Raw genomic sequence first — 13,604 nt, 5'->3', positions numbered from 1 at the left:
TGAGCAAATGTTGAAAGGCCGCCCATTGGGCGGCCTTCTCGTATCCGTTGCTGTGATCCAGGGGCTAAGCAGAACCCGGGGTCTCAAGAGGAGAGTGGCGCTCGATCCTGAAAGCGATCCCGGATCGGCCAAAGCCGTCCGGGATGGCGCCTGTGTTTAACCCTCAGACTTGTCGCCCTGCCCCTTCTTCGCGCCCTCATCCATCGGGTTGGTTGAATCCTCGCCGGAGGCGTTGGGGTTCTCACGACCCTGCGGGGTCAGGCGCGGAGCGCTGATATCGGCTTCGGTCGCCTGGTTGGATTTCTTGTCGGATTGAGCCATCGTTTTCTACCTTGCTGAATTCAGGCCGGACCATTGGTGCCGTCGGTGACGCCGCCACCGGTATCGGAACCTGCATTGCCTTCATCGCCAAGCGAGTGGGAGCCGCTGGGATCGGTGAGGCCCGTTGCCCGCCCGCCGGCATCGGTGCCGCTCGGCGTGCTGCCCTTCGGGCCACCGGGTACGGTACTGGAGCCGGTGCCGGTCGCGTTGGTTTCATCCACCGAGCCGCCGAGATCGAAGCCGGGGCGATCCTGAGATCCTGGCTTTGGATTGCGGGCCGCATCTTCGGGATCGGGCCGCTCGGTCGGGACACGCGGTCCGGAATTCTGGTTCTGCGCCATGATCGGCTCCTGTTACGAACTCGTGGAATCGATGCCTTCGCTATCGCCCGGCTCGGGCAGCGCGCCCGTGCCAGGGGTCGAGTCCGGGTTCGTCAGCGACGGCTTGTCATGCGGACCTGCCGCGGGAGGAAGATTGCCGGGCTTGTTCTGGGGCGAGCCCACACGACCCGCCTGAGGATCCGGCCGCTCGGAATCAACGTAGTTCTTCGGGTCTTCGGTGTGGTTGCCGTAGCCTGCATTGCCCATGGCACTCTCCTGTCAGCCTTGATCCTTGCCGTTGACGGCCGTCGCGCGATCGATGGCCTCCCGCGTCGCATCCTTGTCGTCCGGCGAGAGGGTCGCATCGCTCAGGCGCTTGGTGGCCTCGGGCGTCTCGGCGGCGGTGAGTTCGTCATGGCCGTCCATGCCGGCCTTGCTGGTCTGACCCGTCTGGCCTTGACGGTAATTATGGGCCTCGCCTCCGGGCTCGCTCCACACACGGCGCAATGTGGCGTTGCCCTCGGGCCCGCCCTCCCGGTTCGGATCGATGGGGCTGTCGATGCCGCCGCGCTGCTCGTTGCGGATCTGGTCCGCATCCTGGTCTTTCAATGAGTGAGGCGCCTTGCGCTCCGCCATGATGGACTCCATCAAATTCACTTGGGAACATCGCTTGAATTCATGTGCCTCAAGAGAACCCGACCGAGTCGGGTAAGTTCTGGCCACGCTTGGCAGGTGCCAACAAAAAGGGCGGCCGTGAGAGCCGCCCCTGCAGGATCGAGATGATGAGATCTCAGAGCCCTTCGAACAGAGCCGTCGAAAGGTAGCGCTCGGCGAAGGACGGCGCGACCGTGACGATGCGCTTGCCCTTGAACTCGGGGCGCGCCGCGAGTTCGAGAGCTGCCGCCACATTGGCGCCAGTGGAGATGCCGCCAGGGATACCTTCGAGACGAGCAATTCTGCGCGCGGTTTCGAAGGCCGTCTGATTGCCGATGGTGATCACACCGTCGAGCAGCGAACGATCGAGCACATCCGGCACGAAGCCTGCGCCGATGCCCTGGATCTTGTGCGGACCGGGCTGGCCGCCGGAGAGCACCGGGGAATCCTCCGGCTCGACGGCGAACACCTTCATATTCGGCAGGCGCGGCTTGATGACCTGGGCAACGCCCGTGATGGTGCCGCCGGTGCCGACGCCCGCCACGAAAGCATCGAACTGGCCGTTGGTGTCGTTCCAGATCTCTTCCGCCGTGGTCTTGCGGTGGATCTCAGGGTTCGCCGGGTTCTTGAACTGCTGCGGAATGACCGAGTCCGGAATCTCGTTGAGCAGCTCCTCGGCCCGGGCCACCGCACCCTTCATGCCCTGCGGGCCGGGAGTGAGCACGAGCTCGGCACCCAAGAAGGCCAGCATCTTGCGGCGCTCGATGGACATGGTCTCGGGCATCACGAGGATCAAGCGATAGCCGCGCGCCGCCGCCACGAAAGCAAGCGCGATGCCGGTATTGCCGGAGGTCGGCTCGATCAGGGTCGTGCCGGGCCTGATCTTTCCAGCCGCCTCCATGGCGTCGATCATGCTGACGCCGATACGATCCTTCACGCTGGAGATCGGGTTGAAGAACTCGAGCTTGAGGAGGATTTCCGCATCGATCCCGAGCTCCTTCGGCAGCCGGTTGAGGCGAACGAGGGGGGTGTTGCCGATGGTTTCCGTGATCGAGCCGTAGATGCGGCCCCTGCCGGGCTTGGTGTCGGCGCCTGCGGCATTGAGGGTGTCAGCCATAAGATCCTCCATGAAGACGGCAGGACCTTAGTCCTTTCCGCACCAAGTGTCGATAATTGCATTAATTCACAAATTTATATCGTGAAATCGACAGGAGTGGTCTGCTCCGCAACGGCCTCGGCCTGAGCGCGGTTGCACAGATCCTCCACCGTCACCTTGTCGAGCTCACTGAGAAAGGCCTCCGTGCCCTTTGCAACGAGAGGCGCCACAACCGCTTCGGCCAAGCGCGATTCCGGCAACGGAGAACTGCCTTCATCCTCCTGCGCTGCCATGGCGATACGCACGATATCGCCCGCCGTGATCCGCCGCCGCTCGCGGGCAAGCTCATAGCCGCCGCGCGGACCGCGCACGCCCTTCAGGATGCCCTGGCGCACGAGCGCCTGCAGCACGGGCTCCAGATAGCGCGGAGGCAGATTGTGACGGGCAGCGAGCGCCTTCGCGGCAACCGGCATGGGACGCGCGTGGAGCGCAATGTCGGTGACGGCCGCGATGGCGAGAAGCGAACGACGAGAGAGAAAGTTCATCGCATGCCTTTCAGTTCAATCCCGTCGATCCGAAGCCGCCGCCGGCACGCGGCGTGTGGTTCACGGCAACAACCTCCACCAGTTCGACTGTGGTCACGGGCGCGACGATCATCTGCGCGATGCGCATGCCGCGCGTGATGGTGAAGGACTCAGTGCTCAAGTTGACGAGCAGCACCTGCACTTCGCCGCGATAATCCGCATCGACGGTGCCGGGCGCGTTGAGGACAGTCACGCCATGCTTGAACGCCAAACCGGAGCGAGGTCGCACCTGCGCTTCGAAGCCCTGCTCCAACTGGATGATGAGGCCCGTGGGCACGAGCTTGCGCTCCATGGGTGCGAGCACCACAGGCGCATCCGCCGGATTGGCCGCGATGAGATCCATCCCTGCAGCCCCCGCCGTTTCATAGCGCGGCAGCGGCAGATCCGCGCCATGGGGAAGGCGCTGGACGCGCAACACATGCGTCATGGTTTTGCGCCTCCGATCACTGCACCCACATGCGCGATCAGCCTCTCGGCCACCTCTGTCTTCGAAAGCGTCGGCCAGGTCTCGATGCCCGATTTCGTGACGAGATGCACCGTGTTGCTCTCACCGCCCATCACGCCGGTGGCAGGCGACACGTCATTGGCGACGATGAGATCGCAACCCTTCTTCGCGAGCTTCTGCTTCGCGTGCTCGATCACGTTCTCCGTCTCGGCGGCAAAGCCCACCATGAGCGTGGGACGGTTCTGTGTCAGACGCGAGATCGTGGCGAGGATGTCGGGGTTTTCGGTGAGAGACAGGTTCGGCAAAGCGCCGTCCTTCTTCTTGATCTTCTGCTCGCCCGCGTTGGCGACGCGCCAATCGGCGACGGCGGCGGCGAAAATGCCGATATCGGCAGGCAGTGCTTTCTCGACTGACGCCAGCATCTCGCGCGCGCTTTCGACATGCACGGTGGTGACGCCTTTCGGATCGGGCAGATCGACGGGGCCGGAAATCAGCGTCACGCGGGCGCCTGCTTCGGCGGCCGCTTTCGCGATCGCGTGGCCCTGCCTGCCGGACGAGCGGTTGGCGATGTAACGCACCGGATCGATAGGCTCATGCGTCGGGCCGGAGGTCACGATCACATGTTTACCGGCCAGCAGACCGGAAGGTGCAAGCAGACGCTCAACGCTTGCTACGATCTCCATCGGCTCGGCCATGCGGCCGGGGCCGAACTCGGCTTCGGCCATCGCGCCTTCATTGGGGCCGACGATGTGAACGCCATCGGTTTGCAGCATCTTCAGATTGCGCTGAGTTGCCGGGTGCAGCCACATGCGCACGTTCATCGCGGGCGCGATGAGAATGGGAAGCGTGGTGGCGAGCAATACGGTGGAAGCGAGATCGTCCGCATGGCCGCCCGCCATTTTCGCCATGAGGTTGGCAGTGGCCGGTGCAACGACCACGAGGTCCGCATCGCGCGCCAGCTTGATGTGACCGATATCGGCTTCGTCCTCGCGGTCGAAGAGATCGGTATGCGTGCGCTGCCCCGTAAGGGCGGACGCCGCGAGCGGCGTGATGAATGCTTGAGCGCCACTGGTGAGAACGCAGCGCACCGAGGCGCCGCGCTCTCGCAGGCGTCGGATCAGGTCGAGGGACTTGTAGGCCGCAATCCCGCCGCCGATGATAAGCAGAATGCGTTTGCCGGAAAGCGCTGTCATGCGAAACCTCTGAACAGCATGATCATCAGCGAGGCGGCGATGATCCACAAGGCCGCCACGCCCCAGCGGTTGCCCCGCGCCTCCGCGCGTCCGATGGCGGCGACGCTCTCCTGGTCGAGTGAGACGCCGCGGGCCGTCACCTCTTCCATCTGGTTGAGAACCCGCTCGGCGCGCAACGCCAGGTCCGGCAGATCGCCGATCACGCCGGCGAGCGTCCACAAGCCGCGCCCCGCCTGCTCAACGCGGCCCAACGGTCCAAGGTTGCGCTCGATCCACTCACGCACCACCGGCTCCGACGTGGTCCACATGTCGAGTTTCGGATCGAGGTTGCGCGCCACGCCCTCCACCACGACCATGGTCTTTTGCAGCATCACGAGTTCCGTGCGCGTCGCCATGTCGAAGAGAGCGGTGATCTCGAAGAGCAGCGTGAGGAGCTTCGCCATCGAGATCTCGTCCGCGCGCCGATCATGGATCGGCTCACCGATGGCGCGGATCGCCTGCGCGAAATCCTCCACCGAATGGTGCGGCGGCACATAGCCCGCTTCGAAATGCACCTGCGCCACGCGCAGGTAGTCGCGGCGGATGAAGCCGAGAAGAATCTCGGCGAGGAAGCGGCGCTCCTTTATGCCAAGTCTACCCATGATGCCGAAATCGACGGCGACGAGGCGGCCTTCCGCATCGACGAACAGATTGCCGGGATGCATGTCGGCATGGAAATAGCCGTCACGGATCGCATGGCGCAGGAAGGACTGGATCACCGTGCTGCCCAGAGCCACACGGTCAAAGCCTGCACGCTCGATCGCCTCCAGATCGTTCAAGCGGATGCCATCGATCCAGGTGGTGGTGAGCACGTCCCGCGCCGTCAAATCCCATTCCGGCTTCGGCACGCGAAAATCGAGATCACCCTTGGTGTTCTCGGCGAGTTCCGAGACGGCCGCTGCTTCCAAACGAAGATCCATCTCGACAGCGACGGAGCGCGCGAGTGTCTCCACCACCTCCATCGGCTTCAGGCGCCGCACGTCGGGCACCATGCGCTCGAAGAGGCGGGCTGCCGCGCGCATCGCCTGAAGATCGCGGGCGAAGCCCTCACGCACGCCAGGGCGCACTACCTTCACCGCGACGGTCTCTTCACCCTCCGGCGTGCGGATGCGCGCCTTGTGGACCTGCGCGATGGAGGCCGCAGCCAACGGCTCGCTGAACTCGAGGAAGATATCGTCGATGGGACGGCCCAGAGCCGCCTCGATGGTCGCGATGGCCTGCGCGCGCGGGAACGGAGTCATCCGGTCCTGCAGGCGTTCGAGATCACGCGCGGCTGCGACGCCCACGATGTCGGGACGCGTGGCGAGGAACTGACCGAACTTCACGTAAGAGGGGCCCAGCCGCGTCAGCGCCTTGGACAGGCGCGCCGCGCCGTCTTCCGGCTGCCGCCGTTCGATGACACGCGCCAGCCTTAAGGCTAGGCGCGCGGAAGGCGGCAGGGCGCTCGGATCGAACAGACCCAGAGCGCCTTCGCGGGCGAGGATGAAGCCGGCGCGCAGGTTTCGTGCGAGATGGACGATGCTGCCGATCACGCTCAGATCTTCCAGCCGGAGTGAATGGCAACCACGCCTGCCGTGAGCTGGCGATAGGTGACGCGCTTGAAGCCGGCTTCCTCGATCATGCGCGCGAAGGCGGCAGGCGGCGGAAACTTACGGATCGATTCCACGAGATACTGATAGGACTCGGCATCCCCCGTCACCATCTGGCCCATGCGCGGAATGACGTTGAAGGAATAGGCGTCGTAGATCTTGTCGATGAGCGGCACGTCCACCTTCGAGAATTCGAGGCAGAGGAAGCGCCCACCGGGCTTCAGAACCCGATGCGCCTCGCGCAGCGCCTTGTCGACACGCGGCACGTTCCGGATGCCGAAGGCGATGGTGTAGGCGTCATAGGTGTTGGACTCGAGCGGCAGCTCTTCCGCATTGGCCTCGACGAAATCGATGCGGCCTTCATAACGGTAGCCGGCACGTTCGGCGCCGACTTTCAGCATCTCGCCATTGATGTCGAGCACGGTCACACGGGTCTGCGGCCCGCCTGCATCGAGAATGCGGAAGGCGATATCCCCCGTGCCGCCGGCGACATCGATATGGCGGAAGGGCCGGTCCTTGGGCGGGCGAAGAGTCGAGATGAGATTGTCCTTCCAGAGCCGGTGGAGGCCTGCGGACATGAGGTCGTTCATGAGGTCGTAGCGGCTCGCCACCGAGCGGAAGACCTCATTCACGCGATCCTGCTTCTCGCCCAGGGGTACGGACTGAAACCCGAAATGGGTGGTCTCGTCGGTCATGCTCTATCACCCTCATGTCGCATCTTAACGGCGATCCATAGCGGAAGCGGGACCCGATGGCTATGTAAGGAGCCTCAAGAACCGAAGAGATGGTTGATGCCCGAACTGCCCGAAGTCGAAACCGTGCGCCGGGGCCTGGAGCCCGCCATGGTGGGAGCCCGCTTCACCAGGGTGGTGCAGCGCCGCCCGGACCTGCGCTTTCCGTTCCCTAAAGCGTTCACGGAGCGCCTGGAAGGACAGGAGGTTAGGGCTTTGGGCCGCCGGGCCAAGTATCTCCTGGCCGATCTCTCCTCCGGCGAGGTTCTGATCATGCATCTCGGCATGTCGGGGCGCTTCCTGGTCACGCAAGGCGGTGCCACCCGGATGCCGGGGGAGTTCCACCACGAGCACGGCGGCCTTGGGGCCCATGATCATGTTGTCTTCCAGCTCTCTAACGGGGCGAGCGTGACCTATAACGACGCCCGCCGCTTCGGCTTCATGGATTTGGTGCCCCGTTCCGAGATCGAAACCTGTAAGCATTTCGCCGAGATGGGCATCGAGCCCTTGGGCAACGAACTCTCGGGCGAGACCATCGCCAATCTTTTTGCCGGCAAGCGCACGCCACTCAAAGCCGCCCTCCTCGACCAGCGCCTGATCGCGGGCCTCGGCAACATCTATGTGTGCGAGGCCCTGTTCCGCACCGGCCTCCACCCGGAGGCTCCGGCAGGGTCGCTCGCCACCAAATCAGGAGAGCCGACGGAAAAGGCGCACCAGCTCGCCGAGGTGATCCGCGATGTGCTCTCGGAGGCGGTGGAGGCGGGCGGCTCGACCTTGCGGGATCACGCGCAGGTCGATGGCTCGCTCGGTTATTTCCAGCATTCCTTCCGCGTCTATGACCGGGAGGGGGAACCCTGCGTCACGCCCGAATGCACAGGCACGGTCGAGCGGCTCGTGCAATCCGGTCGCTCCACCTTCTATTGCCCGGTCTGCCAGAAGCGTTCCCGCACTCGATAATCCGATCGGGCGCGAAACAGGATTCCCTCCCGCAAAAAAGCCTGAAAAGGCGTACACTCTTCCAGCTCTGCAGGTTGCGACCTTACCGTCGGTATCTTCTGCATGACAGGCTCGCGACCGCTTGAACTCGAGGTTCAGGAGGGACCGCCATGGCCAAACTCGATGTCTTCTCCCACGTCCAAAGAGACCCGGTGTCGGAGCACCTCGGCATCCGCCGGATCAACATCCACGACCTCATGGACGCCTTGAGGCAGGGTGCCGCGGATTTCTGGGCCGCTCCGACACATATCTTCTTCATCTGCCTGATGTATCCACTCCTCGGCATCTTCTTCGCGGGCCTTGCCTTCGGCTACAACATGCTGCCGCTCCTCTTCCCCCTCATGTCGGGATTTGCCCTGGTGGGACCGCTCGCTGCCGTGGGCCTTTACGAGATCAGCCGCGAGCGTGAACGCGGACAGGAAGTGTCCGTGAGCAGCGTCTCCAACGTCTTCTACTCGCACTCCATCGGCTCCATCGCGGTGCTCGGCGTCCTGCTGATGGTGATCTTCATCGCCTGGCTCCTGACAGCACAGGCGCTCTATCAATCCCTCTTCGGCTGGCGCGCCCCTGAATCCATCGGCGCTTTCCTCAGCGAGGTGTTCACCACCCAGAGGGGCTGGACCCTCATCGTCGTGGGCAATGCGCTCGGCTTTATTTTCAGCGCCGTTGTGTTCTGCCTGAGCGTGATCTCGTTCCCGCTCCTCGTCGATCGGGACGTGGGCGCGATTCCGGCGATCCTCACCTCGTTCCGGGCGGTCGCCGCCAATCCCGGTCCCATGCTGGTCTGGGCTCTGATCGTCGCCGGGGCACTCGTCGTCGGCTTCATCCCGCTCTTCGTCGGCTTGGCCGTGGTGTTGCCGATCTTAGGTCACGCCACCTGGCACCTTTATCGCAAGGTGGTCGAATAAAGCCTCTTCACGCCGCGCCCTGCCAAAAGGTTCAAGGCGCGGCGGACCAGTTTCCGCTTGCCTGATACCCTTGCCCTCGCCTACCGGTGAATCTCCATCGGGGAGGAGATACCGGCATGGCTTATGAGACGATTCTCGTTGAGACGCGCGGCAAGGTGGGGCTCATCACCCTCAACCGGCCCCAGGCGCTGAATGCTCTCAATTCGCAGCTTCTGAACGAGGTGAACCAAGCCCTCGACGCCTTCGAGTCCGACCCGAAGATCGGCTGCATCGTGGTCACCGGCTCCGAGAAGGCTTTCGCCGCCGGCGCCGACATCAAGGAAATGGCGTCGCTCACCTATCCGCAGATCTATCTCGACAACCTTTTCTCCGGCTGGGAGAAGGTGGCGGGACGGCGCAAGCCGATGATCGCGGCGGTCGCAGGCTTTGCGCTGGGCGGCGGCTGCGAGTTCGCCATGATGTGCGATTTCATCATCGCCGCCGACAACGCCAGGTTCGGCCAGCCCGAGATCAAGCTCGGCGTCATGCCCGGCATGGGCGGCACGCAGCGCCTCACCCGCCTCATCGGCAAGGCCAAGGCCATGGAGATGTGCCTCACCGGCCGCATGATGGGCGCGGAAGAGGCCGAGCGCTCCGGCCTCGCTGCCCGCGTGGTGCCGCTGGCCGATCTCATGACGGAGACCATGAAGACGGCGGAGACCATCGCCTCCATGTCGCTGCCGATTGCCATGATGACGAAGGAAACCATCAACCGCGCCGACGAGCTGACCCTTTCCGAGGGCATCCGCTTCGAGCGGCGTGTGTTCCATGCCATGTTCGCCACCGCCGATCAGAAGGAAGGCATGGCCGCCTTCGTGGAGAAGCGCGCTGCCGAGTTCAAAGACCAGTAATCGTGCCAGACATCGGTTTCGACATGATCGCGGCTTTGGCCGCGATCTCTTTTTTCGCAGGCTTCGTGGATTCCATTGCCGGTGGCGGCGGGCTCCTGACAGTTCCCGCCCTCCTGCTCGCGGGCCTGAGTCCGGCCGGTGCCATTGCCACCAATAAGGTGCAGGGCGCTTTTGCGGCCGCTTCCGCCACCTACACCTTCGGACGCCGGGGGATGATCGAGTGGCGCAAGGCCTGGGCCTTCACCGTGGTGGCCTTCATCAGTGGCGTTGCGGGAGCGCTCTGCGTGCGCTTCCTGCCACGCTCCGTGCTGGAGATGCTGATCCCGGTGCTGTTGATCGCCATCGCCTTCTATTTCGCCCTCTCGCGGAAGGTGAAGGACGAGGATGCCCATGCCCGGATGACCGCCCTCGCTTTCGGCTTCACCGCGCCCGTGGCGGTGGGCTTCTATGACGGCATCTTCGGGCCTGGTGCCGGCTCCTTCTATATGCTCGCCTTCGTGACGCTCCTCGGCTACGGGGTGGTACGGGCCACCGCCCATACCAAGCTCCTGAACCTAGCGAGCAATCTTGGCAGCCTCCTTCTCTATGCTGCGACCGGAGCCGTGGTCTGGCCCTTGGGGCTCGTGATGGCCGCAGCCTCCTTCCTCGGGGCCCAGGTGGGCGCGCGCCTTGCCATGCGGCTGGGGTCGAGGCTCATCCGTCCGCTGCTCGTTTTGGTCTCGGCGGCGATGGCCTTGCGGCTGCTCTTCGACCCCGCCAATCCCTGGCGCCAGATGCTGTCGGAGGAGGCTTCGAGAACCCTCTCGGCGCTTTTTTGACGCGCAAAGGCCCGCAGACATTGACGTTCTGAAGGATCACGTCTATAAGCCGCCCCACACGAGCCCGCGCGTCCCGCGGGCTCTTCGGTTTCCATTCAATCAACCGGTCGCTGACGGGGCTCCAAGCCGGGCTTGTCGCGTCGGGCTTTTAAAGAACGAGGATTGGCCATGGCCAACACCGTGTCCGCCAAGAAGATGACCCGCAAGATTGCGAAGCGCACCGCGATCAATAAGTCGCGCCGCAGCCGCATGCGGACCTTCGTGCGCAAGGTCGAGGAGGCGATCGCCTCCGGCAACCAGACCGAGGCTTTCGCCGCGCTCCGCGCCGCCGAGCCGGAGATGATGCGAGCAGCCCAGAAGGGCATCGTGCACAAGAACAGCGCCTCCCGGAAGGTGTCGCGCCTGACGAGCCGCATCAAGGCTCTGAGCGCTTAATAGCCCACGGGCTAAACGAGATCATCAAACCCGGCCTTGCGGCCGGGTTTTTTGTTGTCTTGAAACAGCCGACCCTCACCTGACGCTTCACTTGGGTTGATCCTCCCCCACGCGAGAGAGGTCAGGCTTACCTTCATTCACACAGCTCTCACGAGCCCTCGCCAACCTCCCGTTCCAGAGCGGGGAAGAGGCACGGCTGCAGCCCTCCAAAGTCCTCCCCAACCCCATCCCTGGCCCCTCCAAGCGGAGAAAATCACACTATTTTGGCGGTATTTTTTTGCCGCCTTTTTATCCACACGCGAGCTTGACTTTATGGTCAAAACGCGGGGTGAAAGGAGACGCAACAGAGATTCAATTTGCACATAAAATGCTAAGTTTGTTCAACAGCTTAGCAGGCAAAGGGTCGCGAAGCATCGGAATCACACCTCGACATGCCCCGAATCGATCTTGAATCAAGGTTTCAGGAAGAAGCTTTTTTTAGGCGGCGAGGCAGGGTGGGATGAGACCGCGAATCGGTTGAAGAGTCAGGGCTTTATCGTCGCACCCCAAAAGCTGTGGACGGGCCTGTGGAGCCGTTTTGGGGATCTCGGCAGGGTGCCTGTTGACTCGATCGTGTTGCGCGCCCTCACCCACCCTGTATATGGTCAACTTACTTCAACGGCTTGCCGTTAAGTCATCCACACAAGTCACAAGCTATAGAACGCAACCACGGGGTCAGGGCTTTGTTTCATTCTAACAAGAAGCAAGCGAAAGAACGTCCCTTACCTAGAGGTAAACTCGATAGAGCTTGAGAAAATGGACAAGAGGTGACGCTTTCAGATCGCCTCGACTTAAAAACGGTTTGATAATCTTCAGTACAATTGGGGGCGCCAGTTTTGAACAACCTGTGAAGCGGGTCCGCTTTTCTTGTTCAAAACAGGTCATGCGTGGGGGTTCTAGCCAAGTTCGGCTGGAACCTCGTGGAGGGAATTTGATGTATCGCAGCGAGGACCACCGAACCTTTGCCGCTGCCAATGAGAGCGGCATGGACTCTTCCGGCGAGCAAACGGCAGCAGATGTCTGGGCGCGGGTGAAGCGCCGCCTGCGCGCCGAACTGGGCGAGGATATCTTTGCCAGCTGGTTCGGCCGGCTGGAGTTGGATTCGGTGGTGGAGGGCTGCGCCTATCTGACGGTGCCCACCCGTTTCCTGAAAAGCTGGATCGAGTCGCACTACGCAGACCGTGTCCTGTCGGTTTATCGCTCCGAGACCAATGACGTGGAGCGTGTGGTGATCGGTGTGCGTAACACCCTTGGTCGCGACGCTGCCCCCCAGCGCCGCCCCAACGAGGCTCCGCGCCCGAGCACGGCCGCTCCCGTGCCAACCGCTGCCCAAACCAGTGAGCCGAAGGCGCCCTCGCTCACGATTCCGCAGGAAGAGCGGGGTGAAAACTCCGATCTCGGCGGTGCGCCGCTCGACCCGCGCCTGACCTTCGAAAGCTTCATCGTTGGCCGCTCCAATGCGCTGGCGCATGCTGCCGCGGACCGTGTGGCTCATGCGCCGAACGGTCAGGTAATCTACAACCCGCTTTATCTGCATGCGGGCGTGGGCCTTGGCAAAACCCATCTGCTTCACGCCATCGGCCATGAGATGCGTGCGCAAGGCCGCCGCGTCATCTATCTCACCGCCGACCGCTTCATGTACGGCTTCGTCGCGTCGCTCAAAGCCCAGACGTCGCTCGCCTTCAAGGAGCGGCTGCGCGGCATCGATCTCCTCATCATTGACGACGTGCAGTTCATCCAGGGTAAGCAGATCCAGCAGGAATTCGGTCATACGCTCAACGCCCTCATCGATGCGGGCCGCCAGATCGTGATCGCTGCCGACCGTCCACCGGCGGATCTCGAAAATCTCGACGAGCGCGTGCGCTCGCGCCTCGCAGGTGGTCTCGTGGTCGAAGTCACGGCGCTCGATGAAGCGCTGCGCACCTCGATCCTGTCCACCCGCATTGAGGCGCTCAAAACCATTCACCCGACCTTCGAGGTCGGCCCCAACGTCATCTCCTATGTCGCTCGCTCCATCACGGCGAACGGCCGCGATCTCGAAGGCGCGGTCAACCGCCTGCTGGCGCACGCCACGCTCACCGGCTCCGCCATCACGCTCGAGACCGCCGAGACCGCGATCCGCGACCTCGTGCGCAACCGCGAGCCCAAGCGCGTGAAGATCGAGGACATCCAGAAGCTGGTGGCCTCGCGCTACAACGTCTCCCGCTCGGATATCCTCTCCGAGCGCCGCACCGCCGCTGTGGTGCGTCCGCGTCAGATCGCCATGTATCTGTCCAAGGTGCTGACGTTGCGCTCCCTGCCGGAGATCGGCCGCCGCTTCGGCGGGCGCGATCACACCACCGTGCTCCATGCGGTGCGCAAGATCGAGAAGGCTCTGGGCGAGGATCACGCGCTTTCCGATGAGGTCGAACTCCTCAAGCGGATGCTGCAGGAATAATCCGTTAGCGAAAACCGCTTGAGGGCGCATTCGAGGCTGCCTGAGGCATGGCTTGCTTTCTCGGGCAACAACAGCCAATCTTGCCGCCTCGCTTGCTGCCTTACGGGCA

Annotated in this window: 16 protein-coding genes; 6 read left to right on the top strand and 10 right to left on the bottom strand. The window is 63.3% G+C overall.

The window, feature by feature from the left end; all coding sequences use genetic code 11:
* Positions 1 to 156: 156 nt before the first annotated feature.
* The 10 genes from DC522_RS34710 to ubiE form a co-directional block, all read right to left on the bottom strand.
* Positions 157 to 321 carry a hypothetical protein gene (locus DC522_RS34710; protein WP_165820088.1) on the bottom strand — a complete coding sequence of 55 codons (165 nt, stop codon included), beginning with the start codon at positions 319 to 321 and terminating at the stop codon, positions 157 to 159.
* Positions 322 to 341: 20 nt separating this feature from the next.
* The gene (locus DC522_RS07460) at positions 342 to 662 is read right to left on the bottom strand and encodes a hypothetical protein (RefSeq protein WP_116528077.1); all 321 of its coding nucleotides are present in this window, start codon (positions 660 to 662) and stop codon (positions 342 to 344) included.
* Between the two features lie 12 nt (positions 663 to 674).
* A complete protein-coding gene (locus DC522_RS07455) occupies positions 675 to 908 on the bottom strand; it encodes a hypothetical protein (protein ID WP_116528076.1) in 234 nt (77 codons plus the stop codon).
* Between the two features lie 12 nt (positions 909 to 920).
* Positions 921 to 1,277 carry a hypothetical protein gene (locus DC522_RS07450; RefSeq protein WP_133239250.1) on the bottom strand — a complete coding sequence of 119 codons (357 nt, stop codon included), beginning with the start codon at positions 1,275 to 1,277 and terminating at the stop codon, positions 921 to 923.
* A gap of 154 nt (positions 1,278 to 1,431) precedes the next feature.
* The gene (cysK, locus tag DC522_RS07445; protein ID WP_116528074.1) at positions 1,432 to 2,412 is read right to left on the bottom strand and encodes a cysteine synthase A; all 981 of its coding nucleotides are present in this window, start codon (positions 2,410 to 2,412) and stop codon (positions 1,432 to 1,434) included.
* A gap of 74 nt (positions 2,413 to 2,486) precedes the next feature.
* Positions 2,487 to 2,936, bottom strand: a complete 450-nt coding sequence (locus DC522_RS07440; protein WP_116528073.1) for an Rrf2 family transcriptional regulator — start codon at positions 2,934 to 2,936, stop codon at positions 2,487 to 2,489.
* Positions 2,937 to 2,946: 10 nt separating this feature from the next.
* The gene (gene dut / locus DC522_RS07435; protein ID WP_116528072.1) at positions 2,947 to 3,402 is read right to left on the bottom strand and encodes a dUTP diphosphatase; all 456 of its coding nucleotides are present in this window, start codon (positions 3,400 to 3,402) and stop codon (positions 2,947 to 2,949) included.
* Positions 3,399 to 4,613, bottom strand: a complete 1,215-nt coding sequence (gene coaBC / locus DC522_RS07430) for a bifunctional phosphopantothenoylcysteine decarboxylase/phosphopantothenate--cysteine ligase CoaBC (protein ID WP_116528071.1) — start codon at positions 4,611 to 4,613, stop codon at positions 3,399 to 3,401. The genes dut and coaBC overlap by 4 nt, the downstream gene beginning before the upstream one ends.
* Positions 4,610 to 6,184 carry a 2-polyprenylphenol 6-hydroxylase gene (gene ubiB, locus DC522_RS07425; protein ID WP_116528070.1) on the bottom strand — a complete coding sequence of 525 codons (1,575 nt, stop codon included), beginning with the start codon at positions 6,182 to 6,184 and terminating at the stop codon, positions 4,610 to 4,612. The genes coaBC and ubiB overlap by 4 nt, the downstream gene beginning before the upstream one ends.
* A 2-nt stretch (positions 6,185 to 6,186) precedes the next feature.
* The gene (gene ubiE, locus DC522_RS07420) at positions 6,187 to 6,936 is read right to left on the bottom strand and encodes a bifunctional demethylmenaquinone methyltransferase/2-methoxy-6-polyprenyl-1,4-benzoquinol methylase UbiE (RefSeq protein ID WP_116528069.1); all 750 of its coding nucleotides are present in this window, start codon (positions 6,934 to 6,936) and stop codon (positions 6,187 to 6,189) included.
* A 96-nt stretch (positions 6,937 to 7,032) separates the two neighbouring features.
* Here ubiE and mutM point away from each other — a divergent pair, with 96 nt between their 5' ends.
* The 6 genes from mutM to dnaA all read left to right on the top strand — a co-directional run bounded on the left by mutM (position 7,033) and on the right by dnaA (position 13,495).
* A complete protein-coding gene (gene mutM / locus DC522_RS07415) occupies positions 7,033 to 7,929 on the top strand; it encodes a bifunctional DNA-formamidopyrimidine glycosylase/DNA-(apurinic or apyrimidinic site) lyase (RefSeq protein ID WP_116528068.1) in 897 nt (298 codons plus the stop codon).
* Positions 7,930 to 8,078: 149 nt separating this feature from the next.
* Positions 8,079 to 8,876, top strand: coding sequence for a DUF2189 domain-containing protein (locus tag DC522_RS07410; protein WP_116528067.1), 798 nt, complete (start codon positions 8,079 to 8,081; stop codon positions 8,874 to 8,876).
* Between the two features lie 116 nt (positions 8,877 to 8,992).
* Complete coding sequence (locus tag DC522_RS07405; RefSeq protein ID WP_116528066.1) at positions 8,993 to 9,766, top strand: enoyl-CoA hydratase; 774 nt, start codon at positions 8,993 to 8,995, stop codon at positions 9,764 to 9,766.
* Between the two features lie 2 nt (positions 9,767 to 9,768).
* On the top strand, positions 9,769 to 10,584 hold the full coding sequence (locus tag DC522_RS07400; RefSeq protein WP_116528065.1) for a TSUP family transporter: 816 nt from the start codon (positions 9,769 to 9,771) through the stop codon (positions 10,582 to 10,584).
* A 168-nt stretch (positions 10,585 to 10,752) separates the two neighbouring features.
* Positions 10,753 to 11,019 carry a 30S ribosomal protein S20 gene (gene rpsT, locus DC522_RS07395; RefSeq protein WP_116528064.1) on the top strand — a complete coding sequence of 89 codons (267 nt, stop codon included), beginning with the start codon at positions 10,753 to 10,755 and terminating at the stop codon, positions 11,017 to 11,019.
* 1,024 nt (positions 11,020 to 12,043) lie between these two features.
* Positions 12,044 to 13,495: a chromosomal replication initiator protein DnaA gene (gene dnaA, locus DC522_RS07390; protein WP_245444040.1), complete on the top strand. Its 1,452-nt coding sequence runs from the start codon at positions 12,044 to 12,046 to the stop codon at positions 13,493 to 13,495.
* Positions 13,496 to 13,604: the final 109 nt, after the last annotated feature.

It is taken from the genome of Microvirga sp. KLBC 81 (assembly GCF_003075415.1).
Classification (GTDB): domain Bacteria; phylum Pseudomonadota; class Alphaproteobacteria; order Rhizobiales; family Beijerinckiaceae; genus Microvirga.
This window is presented reverse-complemented; position numbering and strand designations above follow the sequence as displayed.

What these genes read in the sequence shown, in the direction of transcription:
- DC522_RS34710 (WP_165820088.1), bottom strand. Translation starts at nt 321, where the DNA reads ATGGCTCAATCCGACAAGAAATCCAACCAGGCGACCGAAGCCGATATC.
- DC522_RS07460 (WP_116528077.1), bottom strand. Translation starts at nt 662, where the DNA reads ATGGCGCAGAACCAGAATTCCGGACCGCGTGTCCCGACCGAGCGGCCC.
- DC522_RS07455 (WP_116528076.1), bottom strand. Translation starts at nt 908, where the DNA reads ATGGGCAATGCAGGCTACGGCAACCACACCGAAGACCCGAAGAACTAC.
- DC522_RS07450 (WP_133239250.1), bottom strand. Translation starts at nt 1,277, where the DNA reads ATGGCGGAGCGCAAGGCGCCTCACTCATTGAAAGACCAGGATGCGGAC.
- cysK (WP_116528074.1), bottom strand. Translation starts at nt 2,412, where the DNA reads ATGGCTGACACCCTCAATGCCGCAGGCGCCGACACCAAGCCCGGCAGG.
- DC522_RS07440 (WP_116528073.1), bottom strand. Translation starts at nt 2,936, where the DNA reads ATGAACTTTCTCTCTCGTCGTTCGCTTCTCGCCATCGCGGCCGTCACC.
- dut (WP_116528072.1), bottom strand. Translation starts at nt 3,402, where the DNA reads ATGACGCATGTGTTGCGCGTCCAGCGCCTTCCCCATGGCGCGGATCTG.
- coaBC (WP_116528071.1), bottom strand. Translation starts at nt 4,613, where the DNA reads ATGACAGCGCTTTCCGGCAAACGCATTCTGCTTATCATCGGCGGCGGG.
- ubiE (WP_116528069.1), bottom strand. Translation starts at nt 6,936, where the DNA reads ATGACCGACGAGACCACCCATTTCGGGTTTCAGTCCGTACCCCTGGGC.
- mutM (WP_116528068.1), top strand. Translation starts at nt 7,033, where the DNA reads ATGCCCGAACTGCCCGAAGTCGAAACCGTGCGCCGGGGCCTGGAGCCC.
- DC522_RS07410 (WP_116528067.1), top strand. Translation starts at nt 8,079, where the DNA reads ATGGCCAAACTCGATGTCTTCTCCCACGTCCAAAGAGACCCGGTGTCG.
- DC522_RS07405 (WP_116528066.1), top strand. Translation starts at nt 8,993, where the DNA reads ATGGCTTATGAGACGATTCTCGTTGAGACGCGCGGCAAGGTGGGGCTC.
- rpsT (WP_116528064.1), top strand. Translation starts at nt 10,753, where the DNA reads ATGGCCAACACCGTGTCCGCCAAGAAGATGACCCGCAAGATTGCGAAG.
- dnaA (WP_245444040.1), top strand. Translation starts at nt 12,044, where the DNA reads ATGGACTCTTCCGGCGAGCAAACGGCAGCAGATGTCTGGGCGCGGGTG.